Consider the following 26,042-nt stretch of genomic DNA (forward strand, 5'->3'; position numbering starts at 1 on the left):
AAAATTCCACGCGATATGGTGCCATTTCGGCGCCGGCTCCGGCGGGCAATCACGGCACATCCGGGGCCGGATGCGCCGATCGCGAACGATTCAGGCGCCGCCGAGCCGCGTCGACGTGCGTACCCGGACGCGCGTCGTGACGCCCCGACGGCCGACCGGATGACGCGGACCGGCGGCACCGGCAGGCACCCGCTCGCGGATCAGCTTGAGCACGCTGCGGGCCACCTGGTCGGCCATCGTCGGCGCGGCGACCGCGCCGAGCGCCCGTGCGCGGCTGGCGCCGTCCGCCGTCAGTGCCCAGACCTGGGGCCCGACCGCCACCAGACTTTCGGCGGTGGTCAGCAGGTCCAGCGCGACGTACAAATCCGTGTGTCGCAAGCCCGTGCTGCGCCACTGATCGCGCAGCGTCTGGAGATCGACGGCGGTGCCGGCTTGGGCCCCGACGGCGTTGAAGACGTCGTACAGGGCGTACTCGAAGATGCTGTCGTCTAGTCTGAGCATGGTGCGGGTTCTCCTCGTGATCCGGAGGCGAGTCCGGCGAGTTGCAGGGATGTGCTGCTATCGACCAAGGACCGGAAAACCGCAGTCGGGGATCAACGAAGCCGACCTGAACGGTCGCTTTCAGCCGATCAACGGTCGCGGCAGGAGCCGGTCACGCCGCTTGCTTATACCGACAAGTCTCGAAACCCGGATCTGACGCAGCCCTTGCCATTGCGATCTGGCGCACAGCTTCTTTGCAAATTTCCGGCGGGACAGCGCGGTTTGCACGAAAGTTATAATCAACTTCCAATCAACGATGAGGATTCCCCATGATTCTTGATGCATCCGTCGCCGCCGTCGTCACCGGTGGCGCCTCCGGGCTCGGCGAAGCCACTGCCCGCAAGCTCGCTTCCCTCGGCGTCAAGGTCGCCATCTTCGACATGAACGAAGCGCGCGGCGAAGCGCTGGCCGCCGAACTGGGCGGCGTGTTCTGCAAGGTGAACGTGACGTCCGATGCCGATGTCGACGCCGGCTTCGCCAAGGCCCGTGCCGCCCACGGCCAGGAACGCATCCTGGTCAACTGCGCCGGCATCGCCACCGCCGCCAAGACCGCCGGCTTCGACAAGAAGACGGGCGAGATCAAGCACTTCGATCTCGCGACCTGGGAAAAGACCATCCAGATCAATCTGATCGGCACCTTCCGCTGCATCGCCAAGAGCGCCGCCGGCATGATCACGGCCGCGCCGCTGGAACACGGCGAGCGCGGTGTGGTGATCAATACCGCTTCGGTCGCAGCGCAGGATGGCCAGATCGGCCAGTCGGCCTATTCGGCCTCGAAGGCCGGCGTGCTCGGCATGACCCTGCCGATCGCCCGCGACCTGATGAACGAAGGCGTCCGCGTCAACACCATCCTGCCGGGCATCTTCCTGACCCCGATGATGGCGTCGATGCCGCAGAACGTGCAGGACGCGCTGGCGGCGTCGGTGCCGTTCCCGAAGCGTCTCGGCTCGCCGGCCGAATACGCCAGCCTGGTCGTCGAGATGTGCTCGAACGGCTACTTCAACGGCGAATCGGTGCGGCTGGACGGCGCCATCCGCATGGCGCCGCGCTGAATCCGGATGCCTCGCCGGCCTGCCGGCGGGGCATGAAAAAGCCGGCGATGGCAGCTGCCATCGCCGGCTTTTTTGATTCCGGCTACGCCTGCCGGGCTGCGCTTACGGCGTTGCCACGTAGTCGGCGTGCTGCGGATGGGCACGGCTGACTGGCACTTCAAGCCGGTTCACCGCGTTGACGTAGGCCTTCGCCGAAGCGATGACGATGTCGGTGTCGGCGCCGAGGCCGTTGACCACCCGGCCTTCCTTGGTCAGCCGAACGGTGACTTCGCCCTGCGCATCGGTGCCGGTGGTGATGTTGTTCACCGAGTACAGCAGCAACTTGGCACCGGTGCCGACTCTCTGCTCGATCGCCGCGAACACGGCATCGACCGGCCCATCGCCCAGTGCTTCGACCTCGCGGATCTCGCCGTCGACGGCAAGCGCCACCTTGGCCAGCGGCCGGGTGCCGGTCTTCGAGGTCACTTCGAGCCACTGCAGGCTGACGCGGTCTTCGGCCCTTGCCTGCTCGGCCTGGGTGACCAGGGCCTGAAGATCCTCGTCGAAGATCTCCTGCTTCTTGTCGGCCAGATCCTTGAAGCGGGCGAAGGCTTCGGCAAGTTCGCCATCGGACTTGAACTGGTAGCCGAGTTCCTCAAGCCGCGCCCGGAAGGCGCTGCGGCCGGAAAGCTTGCCGAGCGTCAGCTTGTTCGACGACCAGCCGACGTCTTCCGCCCGCATGATCTCGTAGGTTTCGCGGTGCTTGAGCACGCCGTCCTGGTGGATGCCGGACTCGTGCGCGAAGGCATTGGCGCCGACCACGGCCTTGTTCGGCTGCACCGGGTAGCCGGTGATGTTCGACACCAGCCGCGAGCACGGCACGATCTGCGTCGCGTCGACGCGGGTGGTCACCGGGAACACGTCGTGACGGGTGCGGATCGCCATGACGATCTCCTCGACCGCCGCATTGCCGGCCCGCTCGCCAAGACCGTTGATCGTGCACTCCACCTGGCGCGCGCCGTTCATCACGGCCGCCAGCGAGTTGGCGACGGCCATGCCGAGGTCGTTGTGGCAGTGCGTCGACCAGATCACCCTGTCGGCGTTCGGCACCCGCTCGATCAGCGTCTTGAAGCGCTCGCCCCAGAGGCTCGGGATGTTGTAGCCGACGGTGTCCGGCACGTTCAGCGTGGTGGCGCCGGCCTTGATCACGGCGTCGAAGATGCGGCACAGGAAATCGATGTCGGAACGGCCGGCGTCTTCGGCCGAGAACTCGACATCGTCGGTGAACGTGCGGGCGAGCTTCACGGCGGCGACCGCGTTGTCGATCACCTGGTCCGGCGCCAGACGGAGCTTCTTCTCCATGTGGATGGCGCTGGTGGCGATGAAGGTGTGGATACGCTTGCGCGCCGCCGGTGCCAGCGCTTCGCCGGCGCGGGTGATGTCGGCGGCATTGGCGCGCGCCAGCGAGCAGACCGTCGATTCCTTGACCGCACGGGCCACGGCCTGCACGGCCGCGAAGTCGCCAGGGCTGGCGATCGCGAAGCCGGCTTCGATGACGTCGACCTTCAGCTTCTGCAGTGCCAGCGCGATGCGCACCTTCTCGTCGAGGGTCATGGCTGCGCCGGGCGATTGTTCGCCGTCGCGCAAGGTGGTGTCGAAGATGATGAGCTGGTCTTTCATGGAGTTCTCGCGAATACGGATCGCCGACGGCAGGCCGGCATGATGCCAGCCGATACCGCCAGTGTCAGGCTTTGGAAATGGGGTACTGAAGTGGTCCGGTTGTGGCCCCCGGACGGGCAGGTTCGATGGTCTGCCTTACGGCAGCAGTCGAAGGGCAAGCAGCAGCGCACGGCCGAGCGAGATCGGCGCGATGAGCTTCAGAGAGCGGATGCGGGCTTGCATGAGCGCGGATGATAGAGGAAGTCGCGCGCCGCGCAAATACCGGCGGCGACCGTTCCTCGCTCAGGCGGCCGCGGGGGGCGGCGACGGATCGAGTCCGGCGATCTGCCGCATCACCTTGACGAAGGTGCTCGCCGACTGCCCGCCTTCGACGATGTGCCGCTCGTTGAAGATGATCGCCGGCACGCCGCGGATGCCGCGGCTCATCCACAGCTTCATCCGCTCGTCGACCTCGTCGAGATAGGTTTCGGTCGACAGGATTTCCTTCGCCCGGGCGCGATCCAGCCCGCATTCGGCGGCGATGTCGGCCAGCACCTCGTGGTTGGAGATTTGCCGCCCTTCGCAGAAATTGGCCTTGAACAGCGTTGTCTTCAGCAGCAGCGGATCGCCCGCCTGCTCGGCCCAGTAGACCAGCCGGTGGCTGTCGAAACTGTTCCAGATGCGCGTCTCGCGATCGAGCTTGAAAGCCAGCCCGGCTTCGGCGGCAATCGCGGTGAGATTGCGGCGTTCGTCCTCGATCTGGGCAGCGGATGCACCGGTGATCGCTGCCAGATGTTCGCCCATGCTGACGCCTTCCGGCGGCATGTTGCGGTTCAGCTCGAACGGCTGGAAGTGCAGTTCCACCTCCAGGATTCCCTGCAGCCGGCTGGCGGCTTCGACGAGCCCGGCCAGGCCGATGGCGCACCAGGGGCAGGCCAGGTCGGAAACGTAATCGATCTTCAGGCGCGGCAGCATGGCGGTCACTCGTTCAGGGCGGCGTCGGCTTGCCGCGCAGGCGGCGGGCCACGGTCGCCACCGGGCCGGACATCGCGTAGGCAAAGAAGCCGAGGAACAGGATCAGCGGCGGGTTGATCGACACCAGCGCCAGCAGGCCGATCACCGCCACGAACGGCAGGAAGCGCATGCGGCCGGACAGATCCAGCTTCTTGAAGCTGTTGTAGCGGATCGACGACACCATCAGCAGCGCCGCCCCCAGCGTGATGATGCTGGCCGGAATCAGCACATCGAGCCCGCTGAGTTCGTACTTGAAACAGGTCCAGACGAAGAACACCACCAGCGCCGCCGCCGCCGGACTCGGCAGGCCAAAGAAGTCCTTGCTGCTGCCCTTGATCGCCGCCAGCACGTTGAAACGCGCCAGACGCAGCGCGGCGCAGGTCGCGTACGTCATCGCCAGCACCCCGCCCAGCTTGCCGCCCAGCCACTGGTAGTCGGACAGGAAGCGAAGGCTGTAGGCGTAGACGACGATCGACGAGGCGATGCCGAACGCCGCCATGTCGCACAGCGAGTCGTACTCCTTGCCGAAATCGGTCGAGGTATTGGTCATCCGCGCGATCCGGCCATCCAGCGCGTCAGCGATCATCGCGAACAGGATGCCGAGCGCCGCCTCGTCGAAGTTGCCATTCATCGAGGCCACGATCGCGTAGAACGCCCCGAACAGCGTGCCGGTGGTGAACAGGTTCGGCAGCAGGTAGATGCCCTTCGTGGGGCCCTTGCGGCGCGGCGACGACGGCGTGGGAAGATCGTTCATGCAACGGCCTCGTGAAAAGTGCGTCAGTTTACGGAATGCGCTGACGAACTTTCAGGCTTCGCGCCAACGGCGGCGACTGCGAGCCAACGACTGACGGTAGCCATGCCGAGCGCCCGATGCGTAGAAGGAACCGGCATTCTTAAGAAAACCGATATCAGGTCGGTCTTTTGCTCGGCAACGGGATTCGTCCCTTCGGGCCCGGCCGCTGTCGCGGCTTCGAATCCCTCTCTCTGGCTTTCCAGTGATTTTTCAAAAGACCGACATCGAGTCGGTCTTTTGAAAAATGGCGGAGAGAGAGGGATTCGAACCCCCGGACCGGTGAAGGTCAGCGGTTTTCAAGACCGCCGCAATAGACCACTCTGCCATCTCTCCGCGTTGCCGCGCGCGCATTCTAGTGCAGGCTCGTCGCCGGTGGCGGCACGGCGACGCTAGCGCCCCGGTTCCTGAACGATCCGCGCCTGCGGATAGCCGTTGCGCGCGATCTTGTCATGCGCGGCCTTGGCCGCCGCTTCGCTGCCATATGGGCCGGCGCGCACCCGGTTCAGCGGCTTGCCCTTGGCGCCGTTGATGCGGGTGATCGCCGCCTTGACGTCGAGCTTTCTCAGCAAGGCGACGATGGTCTCGGCGCTGCCGGCGTCGGAAAAACTGCCGATCTGCACGTACCAGCCGGCTGCCGGCGTTGCTTCCTTCGTCGGCGTCGGTGCCGATTCGGCCAGCTTCGGCTTCGGCGCAGCCTCGACCGGCTTCGGCGCCGGCGGCGTGATCTCTGCAGGTTTCGGCTTCGCCGATGGCCGGGGTTCGATGACATCCTGCGCGCGGTGAACACCGATCTTCGGCGCTGTCTTCGGGGTTTCGGCCGGATGGGCCGGTACCGGTGCGGCGGTCGGTGCAGCTGCCGGTGCAGACGGCAATGGCGGCGCTTCGGCGGCAGCCTCGACATCGGCGATCGTCACCGAGGGCTCGACCGCCGGCAGCGAGTCGTCGACCGGTTCCGGCAGCAGGTCGTCCGGTGGCGGCACCGCATCGGCCTCGGTCAGCTGCTCTTCGCCGGTGATGCTGACCGTCGTCATCGGCTCGGCCTCGTCGGGCTGCGGCGCGCCCGGCAGCAGCAGCGACAGCAGGAACGCGGCCGCCAGCAGCACGGCCAGGCCAACCAGTCGCTGCCGGAGCAGCCCATTCATCAACTCCCCCATCGCGCCTCCTCCAGTGCCGCAGCCACGGTCAGGAATGAGCCGCAGACGACAATCCGATCCTTCGGCCCCGCATCGGCGCGGGCGGCCGCCAGCGCCAGGGCCACGTTGTCATGGCCGCTGGCCGGCACGCCGCTTGCGGCCGCCATCTCCAGCAGCCGTTCGGCCGGCAGGCCGCGCGGTGGCGGCAGGCCGGCGCAGTAGAACCGCGACGCCACGCCGGCAAGCCTCGCACAGACCGCCGCCACCGGCTTGTCAGACAGCATGCCGAGCACCACCCGGGTGACACCGCCGCCGTTGTCATCGGCTCGCAGCTGCTCGACCAGCACGGCGGCCGATTCGAGGTTGTGCGCGACATCGACGATCAGCCCCGCCACCCTCTGGTAGCGGCCCGGCAAGGACAAACCGCGCAGTCCGGCCTCGATCGCTGCGCGGTCGACCGGCAGGCGGTCCGCAAGCGCCGTGACCAGCGCCAGTACGCCGGCCGCGTTGTCGATCTGCATCGCGCCCGGCAAGGCCGGCAGCGGCAACGCGGCGTGGCGGACATCCGAGGCCCGCCAGTGCCAGCGATCGCCGTCGCGACGGGCGACGAAGTCCGCGCCTGCCTGCTGCCATCGGGCAGCGATGCGCGAGGCCTGCTGCCGCAGGCTCGCCGGCGGCGAGATTTCCGCGCAGATCGCCGGACGGCCTGGCCGGAAGATGCCGGCCTTCTCGACGCCGATCGCCTCGCGATCAGGGCCCAGCCAGTCGGTGTGATCGAGGCCGATATTGGTCACCAGCGCGGCGTCGGCATCGACGATGTTGACGGCGTCGAGCCGGCCGCCGAGCCCGACCTCCAGCACCTGCACGTCGACCCGTGCCTCGCGGAACAGCCACAGCGCGGCCAGCGTGCCGAACTCGAAATAGGTCAGCGGCAGATCGCCACGGGCAGCGTCGATCGCGGCGAAGGCCGCGCAGATCGCCTCGTCGCTGGCGTCGACGCCATCGATGGCGATCCGCTCGTTGTAACGCAGCAGGTGCGGCGACAGGTACCGGCCGACCTTGTAGCCGGCCGCCTGCCAGATGCCGGCCGCGAGCGTCGCCGACGATCCCTTGCCGTTGGTGCCGCCGATGGTGGCGGACATGCACGCCGGCGGCAGCAGGCCGAGGCGATCGGCCACCGTACGCGAACGATCAAGCCCCAGTTCGATCGCGCGCGGGTTCAGCCGCTCCTGCCATTCAAGCCAGTCGGACAGCGACCGGCGCACGGCCGACACCGCTGCGTCAGTGGGCAGCGGCTGGCACGCCCGGCGTGAAGTGCGTCAGGATCGCCAGCAGGCGGTGCAGCTTTTCACGCAGTTCGCGACGGTCGACGATCATGTCGATCGCGCCCTTTTCCAGCAGGAATTCGGCGCGCTGGAAGCCTTCCGGCAGCTTCTGGCGCACGGTCTGCTCGATGACGCGCGGACCGGCAAAACCGATGAGCGCCTTCGGCTCGGCGATGTGAATGTCGCCGAGCATCGCCAGCGAGGCCGACACGCCGCCCATCGTCGGGTGGGTCAGCACCGAGATGAACGGCAGGCCGCGCTCGGCCAGCTTGGCGAGGGCGGCGCTGGTCTTGGCCATCTGCATCAGCGAGAACAGCGACTCCTGCATGCGGGCACCGCCGGAAGCCGCGAAGCAGATCACCGGGCAGCCGTGCGCAAGCGCCTCGTTGACGCCACGGACGAACTTCTCGCCGACCACCGAGCCCATCGAGCCGCCCATGAAGCCGAACTCGAACACGCAGACCACCACCGGCAGGCCGATCAGCTGGCCGCGGACGACCACCAGCGCGTCTTCCTCGTCGGTGTCCTCGCGCGCTTCGGCAAGGCGCTCGGTGTACTTGCGCGAATCCTTGAACTTCAGCGGATCGGTGGCGCGCACCTTGGCCCCGATCTCCACGCGCGGCTCGGCATCCAGCAAATGATGGATGCGCGCCCGCGCCGCGATCGGCCGGTGGGCGCCGCACTTCGGGCAGACCTCGAGCGTGCGTTCCAGCTCGGCGCGATACAGCACCGACTGGCAGGAATCGCACTTCATCCACAGGCCTTCCGGCACGCTCTTCTTGCGCACGCCGCCGGTCAGCAGCTTCGATCCGGAGATTTTTTCGAGCCAGCTCATCTGCAGTCTTCCGTATGGGGGCGGGGGTCAAGCGAAGATAATCGCAACGTTCAAGCCACTTGGGTGACGGCGGCCGGCGCATCGAGGGCGGCACGCATCTCGGCCAGCTGAGCCTTCAGCAGGCCGGGCAGCACGGCCGGCGTGGCCTGGTGCTTCTCGATCTGCGAAACCAGCGCACTGCCGACCACCACGCCATCGGCCACGGTGCCGACCAGCGCGGCCGACGCGGCATCGCGAATGCCGAAGCCGACCGCGATCGGCAGGCTCGTGTGGCGGCGGATCTGGCCGAGCTTGGCCTCGACGCTGGCGACATCCAGCAGCGCCGCGCCGGTGACGCCCTTCAGCGACACGTAGTAGAGGTAACCGCTGGCCTGCCGGACGATCGCGTCGATGCGGGCATCGGACGAGGTGGGCGCCAGCAGGAAGATCAGGTCGAGCCCATGCGCGCGCACCACCGGTGCGAAGTCCGGCGCTTCCTCGACCGCCAGATCGACGATCAGCACGCCGTCGACGCCGGAAGCCTTGGCCAGCGCGCAGAAGGCGTCGAGGCCACGGGTCTCGATCGGATTCAGGTAGCCCATCAGCACCACAGGTGTGCGGCTGTCGCGCTTGCGGAACTCGGCCACCATCGCGCAGCAGTTCCACAGCGAGGTGTCGTGCAGCAGCGCCCGCTCGCAGGCGAGCTGGATGGTCGGACCATCGGCCATCGGATCGGAGAACGGCACACCCAGTTCGATGATGTCAGCGCCGCCGTCGACCAGCGCATGCATCAGGCCGACGGTATGGCTCGGGTGCGGGTCACCGGCGGTGATGTACGGGATCAGCGCCGTGCGGCCTTCGGCCTTCAGCGCGGCCAGCGTGCTTTCGATGCGGCTCATGGATTCGTGCTTTCTGTAGCGGTCCGGATACGGATGCCCGCTCGCCCGGACAGGATGTTCACAGCAGGCTGATGCCTTCACGCTTGGCGATCGTGAAGATGTCCTTGTCGCCACGGCCGGACAGGTTGACGACGATGATCTGGTCGCGCGCCATCGTCGGCGCCAGCTTCTTCGCATAGGCCAGCGCGTGCGAAGGCTCCAGCGCCGGGATGATGCCCTCGGTGCGGGTGCACTCGTGGAAAGCATCGAGCGCTTCGGTATCGGTGACCGACACGTAGTTGACGCGGCCGATGTCCTTCAGCCACGCGTGCTCCGGGCCAACGCCGGGATAGTCCAGGCCGGCAGAGATCGAATGGGTGCCGATGATCTGGCCGTTGTCGTCCGCCATCACATAGGTGCGATTGCCGTGCAGCACGCCCGGCTTGCCAGCCGACAGCGGCGCGGCGTGGCGACCGGTCTCGACGCCATCGCCGCCGGCTTCCACGCCGTACATCGCGGTGCCGTCGAACGGAATGAACGGATGGAACATGCCGATGGCATTGCTGCCGCCGCCGACGCAGGCGACCAGCGCATCGGGCAGCCGGCCGAGCATGTCCTGCGACTGGCCGATCAGTTCGCGACCGACCACGGCGTTGAAGTCGCGCACCAGCATCGGGTACGGATGCGGACCGGCGACGGTACCGATGACGTAGAAGGTGTCGTCGACATTGGTGACCCAGTCGCGCAGCGCCTCGTTCAGCGCGTCCTTCAGCGTGCGGGTACCACTGGTCACCGGCACCACTTCGGCGCCGAGCAGCTTCATGCGGTAGACGTTCGGGCTCTGCCGTTCGACGTCGTCGGCGCCCATGTACACCACGCACTTCAGACCGAGCCGGGCGGCGATCGTCGCCGACGCCACGCCGTGCTGGCCGGCGCCGGTCTCGGCGATGATCCGGGTCTTGCCCAGGTGCTTGGCCAGCAGCGCCTGGCCGACCGTGTTGTTGATCTTGTGCGCGCCGGTGTGGTTCAGGTCCTCGCGTTTCAGGAAGATCTGCGCCCCGCCCCATTCCTTGGTCAGCCGCTCGGCCGGGTACAGCGGGCTGGGACGGCCGACGTAAAGCGCCAGATCGCGATCCATCTCGGCGCGGAACGCCGGATCGTTCTTCAGCTGCTGGTAGGCGGCTTCGAGTTCACGCAGCGGCTCCATCAGCGTTTCGGCGACGAAGCGACCGCCGTAGGGGCCGAAGTGGCCGCGGGCGTCGGGCAGGTTCTCGTAGATCATCGAAGGGAGTGAACGATTTCAGGGCAGCTGATCAGCGCGGCGAACCTCGCGCGCGAAGTCCCGCATTTTGCCTGAATCCTTCACTCCCGGTGCCTGCTCGATGCCGCTGGAAACGTCGACCGCATAAGGCCGGGCGGCGGCAATCGCAGCCGCGACATTGTCGGGCCGGATGCCGCCCGCCAGCATCACCGGCAGCCGCACCGCTTCGGTCGCCCTAGCCCAGTCGAACGCCAGGCCCTGCCCGCCCAGACCGCCCGGCGCGTGGCCGTCGAGCAGCAGCGCGGCGGCATCGGGATAGTCGGCGGAAATCTCGGCCAGCGAGCGCGTCTGCCGCTGCATCGCGATCGCCTTCAGGTACGGATGACCGAAGCGCCCGCAGAACGCCGCCGGCTCCTCGCCGTGGAACTGCAGCAGGGTCGGCCGGACCTGTTCCAGCACCGCGCGCACCAGCGCTTCATCCGGATTGCGCAGCAGCACCACGCTGCTGACAAGCGGTGGAATCGCTGCCTTCAGCGCGATCGCCTGCTCCAGACTGACCGCGCGCGGGCTCTGCGGTACCAGGATCAGGCCGATGGCGTCGACGCCGAGCGCGACCGCTTCGTCGATATCGCGACGCTGCGTGAAGCCGCAGAACTTGATGCGGGTACGGCGCGGGGCGGCATCGCTCATCCGGGAAACCAGGGTTCGGAAGGCGCCGGCAGGTCGAAGCCGGCGGGATAATCGGGGCCGACAAAATACAGGCCGGCCGCTGCCGCCGTCATGCCGGCGCGGGTCCGGTCGCGGCCGGCCAGCAGTTCGCCGATCCAGGCTTCCGTGCGGCGACCGATGCCGACCTCCAGCAGGCTGCCGACGATGTTGCGGACCATGTGATGCAGGAAGGCATTGGCGCGCACGTCGACGAACACGAACTCGCCGCGCCGCTGGACGCGGATCGCCTGCAGGTTGCGCATCGGCGTGGTCGACTGGCATTCGGCGGCGCGGAACGCCGAGAAATCGTTCTCGCCGAGCAGGGCCTGCGCGGCGCGGTCCATCGCAGCGGCATCCAGCGGATAGTTCAGCCAGTTGACCCGGCCGGCCAGCAGCGCCGAGCGCGCCCGGCTGTTGTGGATGACATAGCGATAGCGGCGCGCCAGCGCGCTGAAGCGGGCGCTGAAGTCGTCGGTAACCGGCCGCACCCAGCGGATCGAGATGTCCGGCGGCAGCCGCGCATTGCTGCCCAGCATCCAGGCCTGCGGCGCACGGGCAGCTGGACTGTCGAAGTGCACCACCTGGCCGAAAGCGTGGACGCCGGCATCGGTCCGGCCGGCGCAGATGGTCGCCACCGGATGCGCCGCCACCGACGACAGCGCCGTTTCCAGCGCGCCCTGCACGCTCGGCCGTCCGGCCTGCGTCTGCCAGCCCGCATACTGACTGCCGAGGTACTCGACCCCGGCTGCCCAGCGCCGACGGACCGGCGCATCGGTCGATGCGTCGGTCGGCGCGGAAGCCGGCCCGTTCAGCCCTGCAGGCGCTGGCTAAGGGCCCGCGCATCCTGTTGCTGGCGGTCATTGCCGGCGATCTCGACTTCCGCCAGCAGCGCGTGCGCGGCGTCCAGATCGCCCATGTCCGCATAGGCCCGGGCCAGATCGAGCTTGGTGTCGATCTCGTCGCCGCCGATCACCTCGGATTCCGGCTCCGGCTCGAATTCGAAGGGCGGCGGTTCATCGGCCGGCGGCACCCAGGCCGGCGCCGGCTTGACCAACCCGGCATCGGCCCGGCTGCCGCTGCCATCGTCATCGAGATCGAAGCTGCTGAGGTCGATGTCGAGCACCGCCGGCGGCTCGCTGGCCGGTGCGGCCGGCAGATCGATGATGGCCGGCGACGCCAGCCCAAGCGGCGGGTTCAGCTCCGGCAGCGGCGGCAGTTCCGGCAGCGACTCGCTGGCGGCCAGCGCCGGCGGCGCGGCGGGTGGCAGATCGAATTCGACAACCGGCTCGTCGAGTGGCCGCAGCAGGCTTTCGGTGACCGGATCAGCCATGGTCGCTGGCAGCCGTTCGTCCGCCAGCGTCAGCGCCGGTTCCGGTTCTGGCGCCGCCGTCGGCAGCGGCGGTGACGGAACCGGTGCCATCTCGCCCGGCAGTTCAGCGTCAAGGTCGAAGTCGATCACCGACAGATCACCATTCGCGGACGACGGCGCAAGCGACGGGGCTTCGACCGGCTCCGCCAGCGACGGCTGGCCGCCGAACAGCGGCAGTTCCGGCAGCAGCGCCCGGCCCATCACCTTGATCTTCTGCCAGGTCTCCGGCGTCGCCGAAGCCTCGAGATTCTCAGCCAGCGCCTGGAACTCGGCGGCGTTGCCGGCCGCCGAATAAGTTTCCGCCAGCTTGATCACCAGATCGGTACGCGCCGGCTCGGCGGCAATCGCCTTCTTCAGCATCTGCGCCGCTTCGTCGTACAGACCGTAGGCGAGATGGAAGTCGGCCTCGGCCAAGGCATCGCTGGCGTCGAGCAGCGGCGCCAGATCGGCTGTGTTGTCGTGGCCAGGCAACGGCTCGTCAGCCGGCGGTGCGACCGCTGCCGCCACCGGCGGATCGAGCGTCGGCAGGCGCGGCGCAACCGGCTCGGCCGGTGCCGGATCGGCGGCCGGCTCGTCGGCGGCGGGCGGTGCTGGCGCAGGCGCCCGCGACCAGGGCCGCTCCAGCAGCAGATCCGGCGTGGCCGCCAGCGCGGTGCGCGGTGCGCCCGCCGTTGCAGACGACGACGCGGCGCGGTGCCGACGCAACACCAGCAGCAGGCCGATCAACAGCAGCAGGCCGCCGATCGGCAGCCACGGCAGTTCCTCAAGTGATGCCAGCAGGTCGGTCGCCGCGTCTGCAGCCGGCGGCGCGGCAGGGGCAGCAACCGGTGGGACTGCGGCGTCCGCAGCCGCTGGCGCGGAAGCCGGCTCGACGTCTGACGGCTGCTCAGCGGCCGCCGATGGCGTGCCGGCGTCGGCCGGCGTCGACGCTGCGGACGGCGGCACAGCGCTCTCGTCCACCACGCCCTCGCCCGGCGCGGCGGCGGCAGGCGGTTCAGCCGCTACTGTCGGCATCGGCGTGCTGGCGGCAACTTCCGGCACGGCAGCTGGCGGCGGCGGTGCGGGTACCGGCGCTGGCGCGGGATCAGCAGCCGTCGCCGCCGGTCGGGACACGGCAGCCGCCGGCGGCTTGCCGCTGGCGCGTAGCCGGGTGACCTGCTCGTGCGCCGATGCGGCGTCGATCGCCAGCACCTCGGCGGTCGATGGCACCACCAACATCTGGCCGCTGAGCAGGTAGTTGATGCTGCCGCCGCCGAACGCCGTCGGATTGGCGTTGTAGATCGCCAGCAGCATCTGGTCCATGGTCACCGCCGGATCGCCGCGCAGCAGCTTGGCGATGCTCCACAGTGTTTGCGTCGCCTGTACCGGACCATAGCGGGCCGGCGTGCCGGCAGCGCTGACCGGGGCCTCCTGCGATCGCGCCGGGGTTGGCAGCGGCAGCGGCGTTGGCGCGGTGATCGTCCGTGGCGCGGCAGCAGCGGCCGGCGTCGGGCTGCTGGACGGCGGGTCGAGCAGCACCGTGTATTCGCGCAACAGGCGGCCGCCGTTCCAGCGCGCTTCGACGATGAAGTTCAGGAACGGATCGCGGATCGCCTGGGCGCTGCCGACCAGGATGCGGCTGCCATTACGTTCGAAGCGCAGTGAACCAACCTGCTCGGAGCGTTCGATGCCGCGACGGGCGAATTCTTCCGGCGCGGCGATCTGCACGACCAGGCTGTCGAGATCCTCGCGGCTCGCAGCGTCGAGCGGGATCGCGGCGGCGAAGCGCTCGTTGAGGCGGGACCGGACCTCGACCTCGCCGAGACCCAGCGCCTGCAGGCCGGCACTCCAGAACAGCGACACCGCAACCAGCCCAACGGCCGATGCCGCAGCCCGAGTTCGCATCATGTTGATCCCCAATTGCACGCTCCGGGCTCCATCACGCGCCCACCTGCCGACGATATCGGCAGCGCGCCTTTATACCTTAGGAATCAAGGCGTACCAACAGGCCGACCGGATCGGCGCGCGGCCTCAGAGGTACGAGCGGACGAGCAGCTCGGCGATCTGCACGGCGTTGAGCGCGGCGCCCTTGCGGATGTTGTCGGCCACCACCCAGAGGTTCAGTCCGCGCGGGTGGGAAATGTCCTCGCGGATGCGGCCGACGAACACCGCGTCTTCGCCGGAGGCATCACCGACGGCGGTCGGATAGCCGCCGTCCTCGTGGCGGTCGATCACCACCACACCGGGCGCCCGCTCGAGCAGCGCCCGCGCGTCCTCGGCGCTGATCTTGCGGCGGGTCTCGATGTGGATCGCTTCGGAATGCCCGTAGAACACCGGCACCCGGACGGCGGTCGGGTTCACCAGGATGCTGTCGTCGCCCAGGATCTTGCGGGTCTCCCAGACCATCTTCATCTCTTCCCGGGTGTAGCCGTTGTCCTGGAAGGCGTCGATGTGCGGAATGACGTTGAAGGCGATCTGCTTCGGGTAGACCTTCGGTTCGGCATCGCGGAAGTTCAGCAGCGCGGCGGTCTGCCGGCCGAGTTCCTCGATCGCCTCGCGGCCGGTGCCGGACACACTCTGATAGGTGCAGACATTGATCCGCTCGATGCCGACGGCGTCATGGATCGGCTTCAAGGCGACCAGCATCTGGATCGTCGAGCAGTTCGGGTTGGCGATGATGCCGCGTGTCGTGTAGCCGGCGATCGCGTCCGGATTGACCTCCGGAATCACCAGCGGCACCTCGGGGTCCTGCCGGAACTGCGAGGTATTGTCGATCACCACGCAACCCTCGGCCGCAGCCTTCGGCGCGTACACCGCCGACACCGCTGCGCCCGGCGAGAACAGGCCGATCTGGACCTTGCCGAAGTCGAAGCCGGCGACATCCTCGACGACCAGATCGCGATTGCCGAACTTGACCGTGGTGCCGGCGCTGCGCTCGGAGGCCAGCGCATAGACCTTGCCGACCGGGAACGCGCGGTCCTTCAGGATGTCCAGCAGCTGCTCGCCGACCGCGCCGGTGGCGCCGACCACGGCGACATCGAAGCGGCGCTCGCCGGTCGCACCGCTCATGCGTCCACCAGGATGCGCAGCATGCGGCGCAGCGGCTCGGCCGCGCCCCACAGCAGCTGGTCACCGACGGTGAAGGCACCGAGATATTCCGGGCCCATGTTCAGCTTGCGCAGCCGGCCGACGGCAACGTTCAGGGTGCCGGTGACAGCCACCGGCGTCAGATCGCGGATGCTCGCCTCGCGGGTGTTCGGCACCACGCGCACCCACTCGTTGTCGGCGGCGATCATCGCTTCGATTTCTTCGATCGGCACGTCGCGCTTCAGCTTGATGGTCAGCGCCTGCGAGTGGCAGCGCATCGCGCCGATGCGCACGCAGATACCGTCGACCGGAATCGGATTCGCTTCGCGGCCGAGGATCTTGTTGGTTTCCGACTGGCCCTTCCACTCTTCCTTCGACTGGCCGTTGTCGAGCTGCTTGTCGATGTACGGGATCAGCGAACCCGCCAGCGGCGCGCCGAAGTTCTTGGTCGGGAATTCCGTCGAGCGCTGGGTGCTTGCTACCTTGCGGTCGATCTCCAGGATCGCCGACGCCGGGTCGGCCAGCTCCGGGGCGACTGCGGCTTCCAGCACGCCCATCTGCGCCAGCAGCTCGCGCATGTTGGCAGCACCAGCACCGGACGCCGCCTGATAGGTCATCGCCGACATCCACTCGACCAGATCCGCCTTGTACAGCGCACCGAGCGCCATCAGCATCAGCGATACCGTGCAGTTGCCGCCGACGTAGTTCTTGACGCCCCGGGCGATCGCGTCATCGATGACCTGGCGGTTGACCGGGTCGAGGATGATCACCGCATCGTCCTTCATGCGCAGCGCGCTGGCCGCATCGATCCAGTAGCCGTTCCAGCCGCTGGCCCGCAGCTGCGGGTAGATCGCGTTGGTGTAGTCGCCGCCCTGGCAGGTGATGATGATGTCCATCTGGCGCAGTGCATCGACACTGTTGCCATCCTTCAGCGGCGGCGATTCCACGCCGTACAGCCACGGCCCCGGCGCGCCGGGATTGGAAGTCGAGAAGAAATGCGTTTCGACCTGCGCGAAATCGCGCTCGTCCTGCATGCGCTGCATTAGCACCGAACCGACCATGCCGCGCCAACCGACCATCCCCAGCTTCTTCAACATCACGACCTCTCCGACAGAACTGCGAACTGCATGAAAACGGGTGAACCCGGACGGCCGTGTCAGGCGCCGAGTGCAGCGACCACGGCATCGCCCATCGCGGCGGTGCCGATGCGCGTTTCGCCCGGCTTGGCGATATCGCCGGTGCGCAGGCCGGCGGCCAGCACCCTGCGCACGGCGGCTTCGATCTTGTCGGCGAGATCGCCGCGCGTCAGCGAATAACGCAGCAGCATCGCCACCGACAGCAGCATCGCCAGCGGATTGGCGACACCTTTGCCGGCGATGTCCGGCGCCGAGCCGTGGCTCGGCTCGTACATGCCCTGGCCGCGCTCATTGAGGCTGGCCGATGGCAGCATGCCGATCGAGCCGGTCAGCTCGGCGGCGATGTCGGACAGGATGTCGCCGAACATGTTGCTGGTCACCAGCACATCGAACTGCTTCGGCGCCCGCACCAGCTGCATCGCGGCGTTGTCGACCAGCAGATGGCTGAGCGTGACGTCCGGGTAGTCCTTCGACACCTCGATGACGACCTCGCGCCACAGCTGCGAGGACTCCAGCACGTTGTTCTTGTCGACCGAGCACAGGCGCTTGCCGCGCAGGCGTGCCGCCTCGAACGCGGTGCGGGCGATGCGGGCGATCTCGAAGTCCGAATAGGCTTCCGTGTCGCGGGCAACGCGGGCGCACGGGATCACGTGGCTGCCGACCTTGTAGTCCGTCTCGACACCGGTTTCGCGCTTGCCGAAGTAGATGCCGCCGGTCAGCTCGCGGACGATCAGGATGTCGAGGCCGGAAACCACCTCCGCCTTCAGCGACGAGGCGTCGGCGAGTTCCGGATAGAGCAGCGCCGGACGCAGGTTCGAGTACAGACCGAGCGCCGAACGGATGCCGAGCAGGCCGCGCTCCGGGCGCAGCTCCTTCGGCAGTGTGTCGTACTGCGGACCGCCGACGGCGGCGAGCAGCAGCGCATCGGCGGCCTTGGCCGCTTCCAGCGTGGCCGGCGGCAGCGGATGACCGGCGGCGTCATAGCCGGCGCCGCCGATCGGGGCGCTGGTCCAGGTCACGTCGAGGCCGTGATGGTCGCGCAGCACGGTCAGCAGCTTGACCGCTTCGGCGGTGATTTCCGGGCCGATGCCATCGCCGGGGAGCAGCAGGATTTTCTGGGTCATGTCGTGCAGGAGGTTCAGTCGATCGCGTAAGCGCGAAGTTCGTTGTTGAGCATCATCGGCACCAGCAGCCGCTTGGCCGGGCCGATGGCGATATCGGCCGAGCCCTGTTCGAGCAGCAGCCAGAGGGTGACCTCGCCGGTCGCCGATACCTTGTAGACGTTGCCGTGGGCCCAGTCGCTGAGGATGTAGCCACCCTTGCCGTCAGCGACCAGGCCATCGATGTTGGCGAACGGCACCGGTGCAAAGCGCGGCTCCAGCACGTTGGTCGTGCGGTCGAGCGCTTGCAGATAACCTTCGCTGGAAGTCTCGAAGCCGTTGCCGGTCAACACGCCCCAGCTGCCGACGATCAGCTTGTCGCCTTCCACCAGCAGGCCATTCGGCCCTTCGAGCTTGGGGCTGGCCAGCATCACGCCAAGGCTGTCGCCGTTCAGGCGCCAGATGGTGTTGGTCATCATGTCCGAGACGTAGACGCGGCCACTGCCGTCGACCGCCACATCGTTCAGGAACTTGGCGCCCGCAGCCTTGTGCCGCGACTTGATCCGGCCATTGCCGGTGTCGACCACCACCAGTTCATCGATGTCGGCGATGTACAGCAGGCCACCCCGGTAGCCGAGCCCCTTCGGTGCGTTGAGGCCGCGCAGCCAGTCGCGCTTGATCATCTTGCCGTCGGGGCTGACCTTGGAGATGAAGCCGTTGCCGTCCTTGGCCGTGCCCTCGCCGTTGATGTTCGACACGTACAGCACGTTCTGGTTGGCGGCGAACACCACCGATTCCGGCTGCGCGAAGCCGGACAGCGTCCACAGCGGCTCCGGACCGGCCGCCGTGGCGGCGCCCGTGGACAGCAGCAGGGCAAGGGCGGCGCAGCCGCGGCGAAATGCGTTCATCGGACTCTCCGGATCAGGTGCGCGCCATCAGGCGAACAGCCAGGGCGCGGTTTCGCGCCGACGGGATTCGTAGGCGCGGATGTCGTCGGCATGCTGCAAGGTCAGACCGATCTCGTCGAGACCGCGGATCAGGCAGTCCTTGCGGAACGGGTCGATCTCGAACGCGAATTTCAGGCCAGCCGGCGTGCTGACCGTCTGCGCCGGCAGGTCGATGGTCAGCTCGAAATCGGTGCTGGACGCGCTTTCCTGGAACAGCGCCTCGACCTCCTCGTCCTTCAGGACGAGCGGGAAAAAGCCGTTCTTGAAGCTGTTGTTGAAGAAGATATCGGCGAAGCCCGGCGCGATCACGGCGCGGAAGCCGTAGTCGCTCAAGGCCCAGACCGCATGCTCGCGTGACGAGCCGCAGCCGAAGTTCTCGCGGGCGATCAGGATCGTGCTGCCGGCGTGCTGCGGCTTGTTCAGCACGAAGTCCGAGTTCTTGCGCCGGGTGGCCGGGTCGATGTCGAGATCGCCCTTGTCGAGGTAGCGCCAGTCGTCGAACAGGAACGGGCCGAAGCCGGTCTTCTTGATCGACTTCAGATACTGCTTGGGAATGATCGCGTCGGTATCGACGTTGGCCCGATCGAGCGGAGCGACCTTGCCGGTGACGATGGTGAACGGCTGCATGGCTTAGAGGCTCCGGATGTCGACAAAACGGCCGGCCACCGCAGCGGCAGCGGCCATCGCCGGGGAAACGAGATGCGTGCGGCCGCCGGCACCCTGGCGGCCTTCGAAGTTGCGATTGCTGGTCGAGGCGCAGCGCTCGCCCGGGCTCAACTGGTCGGCATTCATGCCGAGACACATCGAGCAGCCCGGCTCGCGCCATTCGAAGCCGGCGTCGATGAAGACCTTGTCCAGGCCTTCGCTTTCCGCTTGCCGCTTGACCAGGCCCGACCCCGGCACGGCCAGCGCCAGCTTGACGTTGCCGGCGATCCGCTTGCCCTTGAGCACGCCGGCGGCCGCGCGCAGATCCTCGATCCGCGAGTTGGTACAGGAGCCGATGAACACCTTGTCGATCGCGATCTCGGTGATCGGCTGATCGGCGGCGATGCCCATGTAGGCCAGGGCCCGCTCGATCGAGTTGCGCTTGACCGGATCGGCTTCGGCGGCCGGATTCGGCACCCGGCCGTCGACCGGCAGCACCATTTCCGGGCTGGTGCCCCAGGTGACCTGCGGCTGGATCGACGCGGCGTCGAGTTCGACTTCGCGGTCGAACACTGCACCGTCGTCCGAATGCAGGGTGTTCCACCAGGCGATGGCTTTCTGAAGCGCTTCGCCCTTCGGCGAAAACGGCCGGTTCTGCACGTAGGCGATGGTGGTCGCATCGACGGCCACCAGCCCGGCGCGCGCACCGGCCTCGATCGCCATGTTGCAGACCGTCATCCGGCCTTCCATCGACAGGTTGGCAATCGCTTCGCCAGCGAATTCGATCGTGTGGCCGTTGCCGCCGGCGGTGCCGATCTTGCCGATGATCGCCAGTACGATGTCCTTGGCGGTGATGCCGGGCGCCACCTTGCCGCGCACGGTGACGCGCATGTTCTTCGACTTCTTCAGCACCAGGGTCTGGGTGGCGAGCGCGTGCTCGACTTCCGAGGTGCCGATGCCGAAGGCCAAGGCCCCGAAGGCACCGTGGGTCGAGGTGTGGCTGTCGCCGCAGACCACGGTCATGCCGGGAAGCGTGGCGCCCTGCTCCGGGCCGATCACGTGGACGATGCCCTGACGGGCGTCGGTCATCTTGAATTCGGTGATGCCGTACTGGTCGCAGTTGGCGTCGAGTGCTTCGACCTGCGCGCGCGAGATCGGATCGGCAATGCCGACCGAGCGATCAGTGGTCGGCACGTTGTGATCGGCCACCGCGAGATTGGCGTCGAGCCGCCACGGCTGGCGCTGGGCCAGACGCAGGCCGTCAAATGCTTGCGGGCTGGTCACTTCATGGAGCAGCTGGCGATCGATATAGATGAGCGCGGAGCCATCGCCATTGTCCTTGACGACATGGGCGTCCCAAAGCTTGTCGTAGAGCGTCTTTGCAGCCATCGCAGCACCGGAGGGGTCAGGTTCGGCGCGCAGTGTAGGAGCGCGTCTTTCATTACTCCAATGAATCCTTTGCATCGTCGGCAGTCGCGATCGGAATTCGACTGCAGGAAATCGGATGTCGTTGCCGATCATCTGGCTCCGGCACGCCAGCTTCGGGAAGCGCCTTCCGCCAACAAAAAAGGCCCGATCTTGCGATCGGGCCTTTTGGTGTTGGTGGACAGTACAGGGCTTGAACCTGTGACCCCCGCCGTGTGAAGGCGATGCTCTACCACTGAGCTAACTGTCCGGCAGGCGCGCATTATAGGGATGCACCTGCCGCACTGCAACGAAAATTCTGCGCTTCCGGACAGATTTTTCAGCCGGCCGGCGGCAGGCCGAAAGCCGCGCCGCAACCGGCCTTCCGCTCACTTCACGCGGAAGCGCACTGCCGGGGTCCGCCAGCGGCCATCGGCAGCGGCGGCATAGGCGATGTGCTCGCCACGGCGCAGCGGCCACTGGAAGCGGGCGCCGCTGCCCTCGCCGGCCAACGCTTCGTCGACGAACCAGCGCACTGACTCGTCCGCAGCCACCGCCGCCAGCTGGAATTCCAGCGCCTGCTGCTCGGCCGGCACCCGTGGATCAAGCGCCAGCCGCAGACCTTCGAACGGCTGCAGCAGGCTCGGCACCAACGGCGCGCTGCCGGTCCAGGCGGCGGCCGGCGCATCCGGGACCTCGGGTGCGGTGCCCGGCGCGAACCATTCGCGGCGCTCGCCGCCATCGCTGTCCCGGATCATCCGCGCCTCGAGGCGCGGGCTCAGGCGCAGCGGCGGCGACGGCTGCCGCTGGTCCAGCCAGCCGAACACCGAACGCACCAGCAGCGCCGGCCCGATCGAGCCGGTAACGCCGTCCATCGCCGCGCCGTCAAGCGTGCCCATCCAGGCGCCGACCACGTAGTCATGGTTGTAGGCAAGACACCAGGCATCGCGGTAATCGCTGGAGGTGCCGGTCTTGACGGCGGTCTGGCTCGGGAAACGCAGCAGGCCGCCATCGCCGAACTCCAGCAGCCGTGCCCGGGGGTCGGACAGGATGTCGGTGATGATCGATGCACTTTCGCGGCTCAGCAGCGGCTGCAGCGGCTGGCGGTCGCGGTCGTCGTCGAACAGCTGCAACGGCTGCCGCTGTCCCTGCCGGGCCAGCGTCGCGTAGGCATCGACCAGCTGCGCCAGGGTGACTTCGCCATTGCCAAGGGCAATGCCATCGCCGTAGTGATCGGGATGGGCCGACAGGCCGCTCATGCCCAGCCGTTGCAGCAGGCCGAGGAACTCGGCTCCGCCGACGAACTGCAAGGCCTTCACCGCCGGCACGTTCAGCGAATTGCCGAGCGCTTCGCGAACACTGACCTCGCCGTAGCTGAGCCGCGAGTAGTTGCGGTAGGGATGCAGGCCGTCGCCGACATGGGCGGCGGTCGGTGCGTCGCGGATGCGGGTGGCGGCGGTCCAGCCGTGCTCCAGCGCCAGCGCATAGACGAACGGCTTCAGCGCCGAGCCGGGCTGGCGCGGCGTCAGCACCGTGTCGATGCCGATCTCGCCCTCGTCGGCGTCGAGATTGGCCACGTTCCAGCTGCGCACGCGGCTGCCGTCGAGCGCCACCACCAGCAGCGCGCCCTGGCGAACGCCGACGCCGGCCAGTTCCCGCAGCCGCTGTTCGAGCAGCCGCTGCGCCTGCCGCTGCAGGCCGGCATCGAGCGTCGTCCGCAGCACCGGGCTGCTGTCGGCGCGCGCCCGGCGCCGTACCTCGGCGACGAAATGGGCGGCCGGCACGCTGTCGTCATCGGCCCGCAGGGCCGGCGGCGGGGTCGACAGGACTTCGACACGGGCCGCATCGATCAGGCCGTCGTCCGCCATCCGCAGCGCCAGCCGCCGCATCGGCCCGCGCAGGGCGGCGGCGTCGCGCACCGGATCAAGCCGGCTCGGTGCCCGTGGCATTACTGCCAGCGCCAGCATCTCGGCTTCGCTGAGCGTGGCCGGTTCGCGCCCGAAGGCATAACGCGCCGCCTGCCGCAGGCCGCGACGATGGCCGCCGTACGGCACCTGATCGAGATAGAACTCGAGAATGTCCGGCTTGGAGAACCGCGCTTCCAGCCGCATCGCCTCGAAGCCTTCGACCCAGCGCGACCACAGCGTGCGGGGACGCGGATGGAGCAGCCGCACGACCTGTTCGCTGATGGTGCTGGCGCCACGCACCGCCCGCCCGGCCTGCAGACCCTGCCAGACCGCCGCCAGCCGCGCCCGCCAGTCGATGCCGCCGTGCTGCCAGTAGCGACGATCCTCGGCGCTGACGATCGCGATCTTCAGGAACGCCGGCAGCTGCGCCAGCGGCAGGCGGTCGGCGGTATTCCAGCGCTGCTGGTAATGGCGGGTCAGCGGCTGGCCAGCGGCATCCAGCACGTCGGCGCGCGTGCCGTCGAGCGCCTCCGGCACCAGGCGATGCGGCAAGGGCCGCTGCGCCAGCGCGGTGGCCAGCGCCAGCAGCATTGCCGGCGCGAGCGCCAGTGGCAGCGGGTGCAGCAGCAAGCGGCGCAGGCGGAACATGCCGGCGATGCTAGCGCCAGCCGCACGGCCGGCAAACCGGCGGTGGCGGGAAAACACCGCCTTGTCCTTTGCTAGCGGCAATGCGGGAGCGATCCACGCCCGAAGCCCTGCTTTTCGGAAGATTCCGTCGATGCTTCAAGCGCTTTTCGAATCCCGTCCTCACTGACAATGAAAGAATTGTCGATTGAAAGTGCCAGGATCATCAGTCGTTTCTGAATTTTTCGAGCAGTTGACGAGGAACTGACATTATCGGCTCTCCACGAGGAAAATTTCCCATTCAGCCCGCTGCAGCCGTTTCCCATGATGCCCGGCGATCTGGGGCCCAGGCCCCGGAACCCGACCGACAAGAACCATCTGGAGGAGACAGCCCATGCCGACATTCCCCCGCCAGCGGCCGATTCCGCTGGCTGCCGCCCTGTTCGCCGCCGGCGCCCTGCTGGCCGGGCCGGCCGGCGCCCAGGAACGCGCGGCCGACGCCCCGAAAGCAGACAGCGGCAGCGACGAGGCCGTGGCCCTGACACCCGTGCTGGTCGAAGGCACCTTCGTCGGGGCCATCGAGAACACCGCAGGCACCGCCCGCCAGCTGACCGCCGAGGAGCTCGACCGCCTGCGGCCGGTCACGCTGCAGGAAGCGCTGCGCGCGGTGCCGGGCCTGCGGATCATCGATGACGACATCGCCGGCCGCCGTTCCGGCATCGGCCTGCGCGGCGCGCCGTCGCGGCGCAGCCGCAAGGTGCTGCTGCTGGAAGATGGCGTGCCGATCAATGCCTCGCCGTACCTGGATTCCTCGGCGCACTACACGCCGCCGTTCCAGCGGCTGGAGAACATCGAGGTGCTGCAGGGCACCGGCCATGTCATTTACGGGCCGCTGAACAACCACGGCATCATCAACTTCCGGTCGCTGTCGCCGACCGTGACGCCGCAGACGAAGTTCGAGATCGGCTACGGCAACGACGACAACGCCCAGCGCCACCTGTCGCATACCCGCACGATCGGCGACTTCGGCATTGCCCTCGCCTACACCGGCGCCAGCGCCGACGGCGCCTTCGATGTCGAGAAATCGCGCTTCGACGACTTCTACGGCGAGATCGAATACCGGATCAACGATCGGCACTCGCTGGAATTCAGCGCCAGCCACCTGCGCGAACGTTCGAACTACGACGAATCGAACCTGACGCCGGTGGAGTACGCGCTGGCGCCGCGCCGCAAGCTCGGCCGCTTCGGGCAGGAATACAACACCATCGGCGTCAACTTCTCGAAGTACGACCTCAAGCACCAGTTCAACGGTAGCGGCATCACGGTGTCGTCGCGGATCTACGCCACCCGCACCGACCGCGCCCGCTTCACCGTCGATCCCGACGAGATCTCGGTCGACGCGCTGCCGGCCTTCGAGTACGAAGACCCCGACTATCAGTTCGTCGAAGGCGTCAGCGGCGTGATGGTCAGCCGTGCCCGCCTTTACGAGAACTACGGCGCCGAGTCGCGTGCAGTGGTGAATTTCAGCACCGGCAGCATCGGCCACGAGTTGTCGTTTGGCGTCCAGGGCACCCGCTCGCTGTTCGACGATGGTCGCGAGTTCGGCGACGTCGGCGAAGTGATCTCGATCGGCAGGCGCGGTACCAACTTCGGCACGAACGACCTCGCGGCGGCCCGCCTCGACAAGTACCAGGCGACCGCGATCGCCGGCTATCTGCAGAACGCGGTGCAGTTCGGTGATGTGCAGATCACGCCGGGCCTGCGCATCGAGCACTACACGCAGCACCGCGAGCGCCGCTTCACCGGCTCGACCTTCAACTTCGACGGCGAGCAGGACGACCGCCTGCTGGCGCTGCCGAGTCTGGCGCTGCTGTACACCGGCTTCGACAAGACCCAGGTGTTCGCCAATGTGGCGCGCGGCTACACGCCAGCGTTCGCGCGCTCGGCGGACGAATTTCCGTTGAAGCCGGAGACCGGCATCAACAGCCAGATCGGCTTCCGCACCCGGCTGGCACCGGGCCTGAACGCCGAGGTGGCGGCCTTCTACAACGTCATCTACGACACCGTGGTGCAGCTGCCGTACACGGTCGATGACGCCAACGTGGTCGTGAACGCGGCCGATTCGCGTTCGGTCGGCTTCGATCTCGGCCTGAACTACGAAACGCCATCGCTGCCCGGCACCTCGATCTCGGCGTTCTCGCAGCTGGCCTACAGCTATGCCCGCTCGACGTTCACCGAAGGCGACGACATCGACGGCAACCGGGTGCCGGAAACGCCGTTGCACGCCGGCAGCCTGACCATCGGCCTGAAAGGCGGCGCGCTGTGGACCGCCTCGCTGACCGTCAACCACTTCGGCAGCTATTTCTCCGACCTGCTCAACACCCGCGACCTGGCACTGGCCAACGAGGACCGGGAACCGGTGCAAGCTGGCGATTCGGTGGAAATCCGCGAGGTCGTGGTGCTGGGCCGGGTGCCGTCGAACACGCTGCTGTCGGCGCGGATCGGCGTGACGGTGCCCTGGGTCAGTCCCAACACCGAGCTGTGGGTGACCGGCCGCAACCTGACCGACAAGACCTACATCGTCGACATCGAGAACGGTATCCGCCCGGGCGCGGCGCGCACGGTGATCGGCGGCGTGACGATCCGCTTCTAGCCACCCGGCCGCGCGCGACGACAGCCGCAGTGGCT

General features: G+C 67.7%; 21 protein-coding genes and 2 tRNA genes. 2 read left to right on the forward strand and 21 right to left on the reverse strand.

Annotated features, from left to right (window positions below; all coding sequences use genetic code 11):
• Positions 1-90: 90 nt before the first annotated feature.
• Complete coding sequence (locus ACTIGJ_RS04125; RefSeq protein WP_439639018.1) at positions 91-501, reverse strand: hypothetical protein; 411 nt, start codon at positions 499-501, stop codon at positions 91-93.
• A 308-nt stretch (positions 502-809) separates the two neighbouring features.
• Here ACTIGJ_RS04125 and ACTIGJ_RS04130 point away from each other — a divergent pair, with 308 nt between their 5' ends.
• Positions 810-1,592 carry an SDR family NAD(P)-dependent oxidoreductase gene (locus ACTIGJ_RS04130; protein ID WP_439639019.1) on the forward strand — a complete coding sequence of 261 codons (783 nt, stop codon included), beginning with the start codon at positions 810-812 and terminating at the stop codon, positions 1,590-1,592.
• 102 nt (positions 1,593-1,694) lie between these two features.
• On the opposite strand, the gene ACTIGJ_RS04135 is transcribed toward ACTIGJ_RS04130, so the two are convergent.
• The 20 genes from ACTIGJ_RS04135 to ACTIGJ_RS04230 all read right to left on the reverse strand — a co-directional run bounded on the left by ACTIGJ_RS04135 (position 1,695) and on the right by ACTIGJ_RS04230 (position 23,378).
• Positions 1,695-3,251, reverse strand: coding sequence for a 2-isopropylmalate synthase (locus ACTIGJ_RS04135; protein ID WP_439639020.1), 1,557 nt, complete (start codon positions 3,249-3,251; stop codon positions 1,695-1,697).
• A gap of 282 nt (positions 3,252-3,533) precedes the next feature.
• Positions 3,534-4,205 carry a DsbA family oxidoreductase gene (locus tag ACTIGJ_RS04140; RefSeq protein WP_439639021.1) on the reverse strand — a complete coding sequence of 224 codons (672 nt, stop codon included), beginning with the start codon at positions 4,203-4,205 and terminating at the stop codon, positions 3,534-3,536.
• A 13-nt stretch (positions 4,206-4,218) separates the two neighbouring features.
• Positions 4,219-4,998, reverse strand: coding sequence for a CDP-alcohol phosphatidyltransferase family protein (locus ACTIGJ_RS04145; protein ID WP_439639022.1), 780 nt, complete (start codon positions 4,996-4,998; stop codon positions 4,219-4,221).
• A gap of 284 nt (positions 4,999-5,282) precedes the next feature.
• Positions 5,283-5,370 (reverse strand) — tRNA-Ser (locus ACTIGJ_RS04150).
• Between the two features lie 56 nt (positions 5,371-5,426).
• On the reverse strand, positions 5,427-6,179 hold the full coding sequence (locus tag ACTIGJ_RS04155) for an SPOR domain-containing protein (protein ID WP_439639023.1): 753 nt from the start codon (positions 6,177-6,179) through the stop codon (positions 5,427-5,429).
• Positions 6,179-7,444, reverse strand: coding sequence for a bifunctional tetrahydrofolate synthase/dihydrofolate synthase (gene folC, locus ACTIGJ_RS04160; RefSeq protein WP_439639024.1), 1,266 nt, complete (start codon positions 7,442-7,444; stop codon positions 6,179-6,181). The genes ACTIGJ_RS04155 and folC overlap by 1 nt, the downstream gene beginning before the upstream one ends.
• A 7-nt stretch (positions 7,445-7,451) precedes the next feature.
• Positions 7,452-8,330, reverse strand: a complete 879-nt coding sequence (gene accD, locus ACTIGJ_RS04165; protein WP_439639025.1) for an acetyl-CoA carboxylase, carboxyltransferase subunit beta — start codon at positions 8,328-8,330, stop codon at positions 7,452-7,454.
• A 50-nt stretch (positions 8,331-8,380) separates the two neighbouring features.
• Entirely contained in the window at positions 8,381-9,208 is an 828-nt protein-coding gene (trpA, locus tag ACTIGJ_RS04170; protein ID WP_439639026.1) for a tryptophan synthase subunit alpha, read from the reverse strand.
• A 58-nt stretch (positions 9,209-9,266) separates the two neighbouring features.
• Entirely contained in the window at positions 9,267-10,469 is a 1,203-nt protein-coding gene (gene trpB / locus ACTIGJ_RS04175; protein ID WP_439639027.1) for a tryptophan synthase subunit beta, read from the reverse strand.
• 18 nt (positions 10,470-10,487) lie between these two features.
• Positions 10,488-11,138: a phosphoribosylanthranilate isomerase gene (locus ACTIGJ_RS04180; RefSeq protein ID WP_439639028.1), complete on the reverse strand. Its 651-nt coding sequence runs from the start codon at positions 11,136-11,138 to the stop codon at positions 10,488-10,490.
• The gene (truA, locus tag ACTIGJ_RS04185; RefSeq protein ID WP_439639180.1) at positions 11,135-11,968 is read right to left on the reverse strand and encodes a tRNA pseudouridine(38-40) synthase TruA; all 834 of its coding nucleotides are present in this window, start codon (positions 11,966-11,968) and stop codon (positions 11,135-11,137) included. The genes ACTIGJ_RS04180 and truA overlap by 4 nt, the downstream gene beginning before the upstream one ends.
• Positions 11,965-14,412: a FimV/HubP family polar landmark protein gene (locus ACTIGJ_RS04190; protein WP_439639029.1), complete on the reverse strand. Its 2,448-nt coding sequence runs from the start codon at positions 14,410-14,412 to the stop codon at positions 11,965-11,967. Before ACTIGJ_RS04190 ends, truA begins: the two co-directional genes overlap by 4 nt.
• Positions 14,413-14,535: 123 nt before the next feature.
• Complete coding sequence (locus ACTIGJ_RS04195) at positions 14,536-15,573, reverse strand: aspartate-semialdehyde dehydrogenase (protein ID WP_439639030.1); 1,038 nt, start codon at positions 15,571-15,573, stop codon at positions 14,536-14,538.
• Positions 15,570-16,685: an aspartate-semialdehyde dehydrogenase gene (gene asd / locus ACTIGJ_RS04200; protein ID WP_439639181.1), complete on the reverse strand. Its 1,116-nt coding sequence runs from the start codon at positions 16,683-16,685 to the stop codon at positions 15,570-15,572. The genes ACTIGJ_RS04195 and asd overlap by 4 nt, the downstream gene beginning before the upstream one ends.
• Before the next feature lie 62 nt (positions 16,686-16,747).
• Entirely contained in the window at positions 16,748-17,851 is a 1,104-nt protein-coding gene (gene leuB, locus ACTIGJ_RS04205) for a 3-isopropylmalate dehydrogenase (protein ID WP_439639031.1), read from the reverse strand.
• A gap of 14 nt (positions 17,852-17,865) precedes the next feature.
• On the reverse strand, positions 17,866-18,735 hold the full coding sequence (locus ACTIGJ_RS04210; RefSeq protein ID WP_439639032.1) for an SMP-30/gluconolactonase/LRE family protein: 870 nt from the start codon (positions 18,733-18,735) through the stop codon (positions 17,866-17,868).
• Between the two features lie 27 nt (positions 18,736-18,762).
• Complete coding sequence (gene leuD, locus ACTIGJ_RS04215) at positions 18,763-19,401, reverse strand: 3-isopropylmalate dehydratase small subunit (protein WP_439639033.1); 639 nt, start codon at positions 19,399-19,401, stop codon at positions 18,763-18,765.
• Between the two features lie 3 nt (positions 19,402-19,404).
• Entirely contained in the window at positions 19,405-20,808 is a 1,404-nt protein-coding gene (gene leuC, locus ACTIGJ_RS04220; RefSeq protein ID WP_439639034.1) for a 3-isopropylmalate dehydratase large subunit, read from the reverse strand.
• A gap of 211 nt (positions 20,809-21,019) precedes the next feature.
• Positions 21,020-21,094: transfer RNA gene (locus ACTIGJ_RS04225), tRNA-Val, on the reverse strand.
• A gap of 118 nt (positions 21,095-21,212) precedes the next feature.
• Positions 21,213-23,378, reverse strand: coding sequence for a transglycosylase domain-containing protein (locus tag ACTIGJ_RS04230; RefSeq protein WP_439639035.1), 2,166 nt, complete (start codon positions 23,376-23,378; stop codon positions 21,213-21,215).
• A 370-nt stretch (positions 23,379-23,748) separates the two neighbouring features.
• Here ACTIGJ_RS04230 and ACTIGJ_RS04235 point away from each other — a divergent pair, with 370 nt between their 5' ends.
• Positions 23,749-26,007, forward strand: a complete 2,259-nt coding sequence (locus ACTIGJ_RS04235) for a TonB-dependent receptor family protein (protein WP_439639036.1) — start codon at positions 23,749-23,751, stop codon at positions 26,005-26,007.
• Positions 26,008-26,042 lie beyond the last annotated feature (35 nt).

The sequence above is a fragment of the Nevskia sp. genome (assembly GCF_051860985.1).
In the GTDB taxonomy this organism is placed as follows: Bacteria; Pseudomonadota; Gammaproteobacteria; order Nevskiales; family Nevskiaceae; genus Nevskia.

Bases quoted from the DNA above. Each gene is read 5' to 3' on its own strand.
- ACTIGJ_RS04235 (WP_439639036.1), top strand. From the start codon at position 23,749: ATGCCGACATTCCCCCGCCAGCGGCCGATTCCGCTGGCTGCCGCCCTG.
- ACTIGJ_RS04145 (WP_439639022.1), bottom strand. From the start codon at position 4,998: ATGAACGATCTTCCCACGCCGTCGTCGCCGCGCCGCAAGGGCCCCACG.
- leuD (WP_439639033.1), bottom strand. From the start codon at position 19,401: ATGCAGCCGTTCACCATCGTCACCGGCAAGGTCGCTCCGCTCGATCGG.
- ACTIGJ_RS04125 (WP_439639018.1), bottom strand. From the start codon at position 501: ATGCTCAGACTAGACGACAGCATCTTCGAGTACGCCCTGTACGACGTC.
- trpA (WP_439639026.1), bottom strand. From the start codon at position 9,208: ATGAGCCGCATCGAAAGCACGCTGGCCGCGCTGAAGGCCGAAGGCCGC.
- ACTIGJ_RS04195 (WP_439639030.1), bottom strand. From the start codon at position 15,573: ATGAGCGGTGCGACCGGCGAGCGCCGCTTCGATGTCGCCGTGGTCGGC.
- trpB (WP_439639027.1), bottom strand. From the start codon at position 10,469: ATGATCTACGAGAACCTGCCCGACGCCCGCGGCCACTTCGGCCCCTAC.
- ACTIGJ_RS04190 (WP_439639029.1), bottom strand. From the start codon at position 14,412: ATGATGCGAACTCGGGCTGCGGCATCGGCCGTTGGGCTGGTTGCGGTG.
- ACTIGJ_RS04130 (WP_439639019.1), top strand. From the start codon at position 810: ATGATTCTTGATGCATCCGTCGCCGCCGTCGTCACCGGTGGCGCCTCC.
- ACTIGJ_RS04210 (WP_439639032.1), bottom strand. From the start codon at position 18,735: ATGAACGCATTTCGCCGCGGCTGCGCCGCCCTTGCCCTGCTGCTGTCC.
- leuB (WP_439639031.1), bottom strand. From the start codon at position 17,851: ATGACCCAGAAAATCCTGCTGCTCCCCGGCGATGGCATCGGCCCGGAA.
- accD (WP_439639025.1), bottom strand. From the start codon at position 8,330: ATGAGCTGGCTCGAAAAAATCTCCGGATCGAAGCTGCTGACCGGCGGC.
- ACTIGJ_RS04230 (WP_439639035.1), bottom strand. From the start codon at position 23,378: ATGTTCCGCCTGCGCCGCTTGCTGCTGCACCCGCTGCCACTGGCGCTC.
- ACTIGJ_RS04180 (WP_439639028.1), bottom strand. From the start codon at position 11,138: ATGAGCGATGCCGCCCCGCGCCGTACCCGCATCAAGTTCTGCGGCTTC.
- leuC (WP_439639034.1), bottom strand. From the start codon at position 20,808: ATGGCTGCAAAGACGCTCTACGACAAGCTTTGGGACGCCCATGTCGTC.
- ACTIGJ_RS04140 (WP_439639021.1), bottom strand. From the start codon at position 4,205: ATGCTGCCGCGCCTGAAGATCGATTACGTTTCCGACCTGGCCTGCCCC.
- ACTIGJ_RS04155 (WP_439639023.1), bottom strand. From the start codon at position 6,179: ATGAATGGGCTGCTCCGGCAGCGACTGGTTGGCCTGGCCGTGCTGCTG.
- ACTIGJ_RS04135 (WP_439639020.1), bottom strand. From the start codon at position 3,251: ATGAAAGACCAGCTCATCATCTTCGACACCACCTTGCGCGACGGCGAA.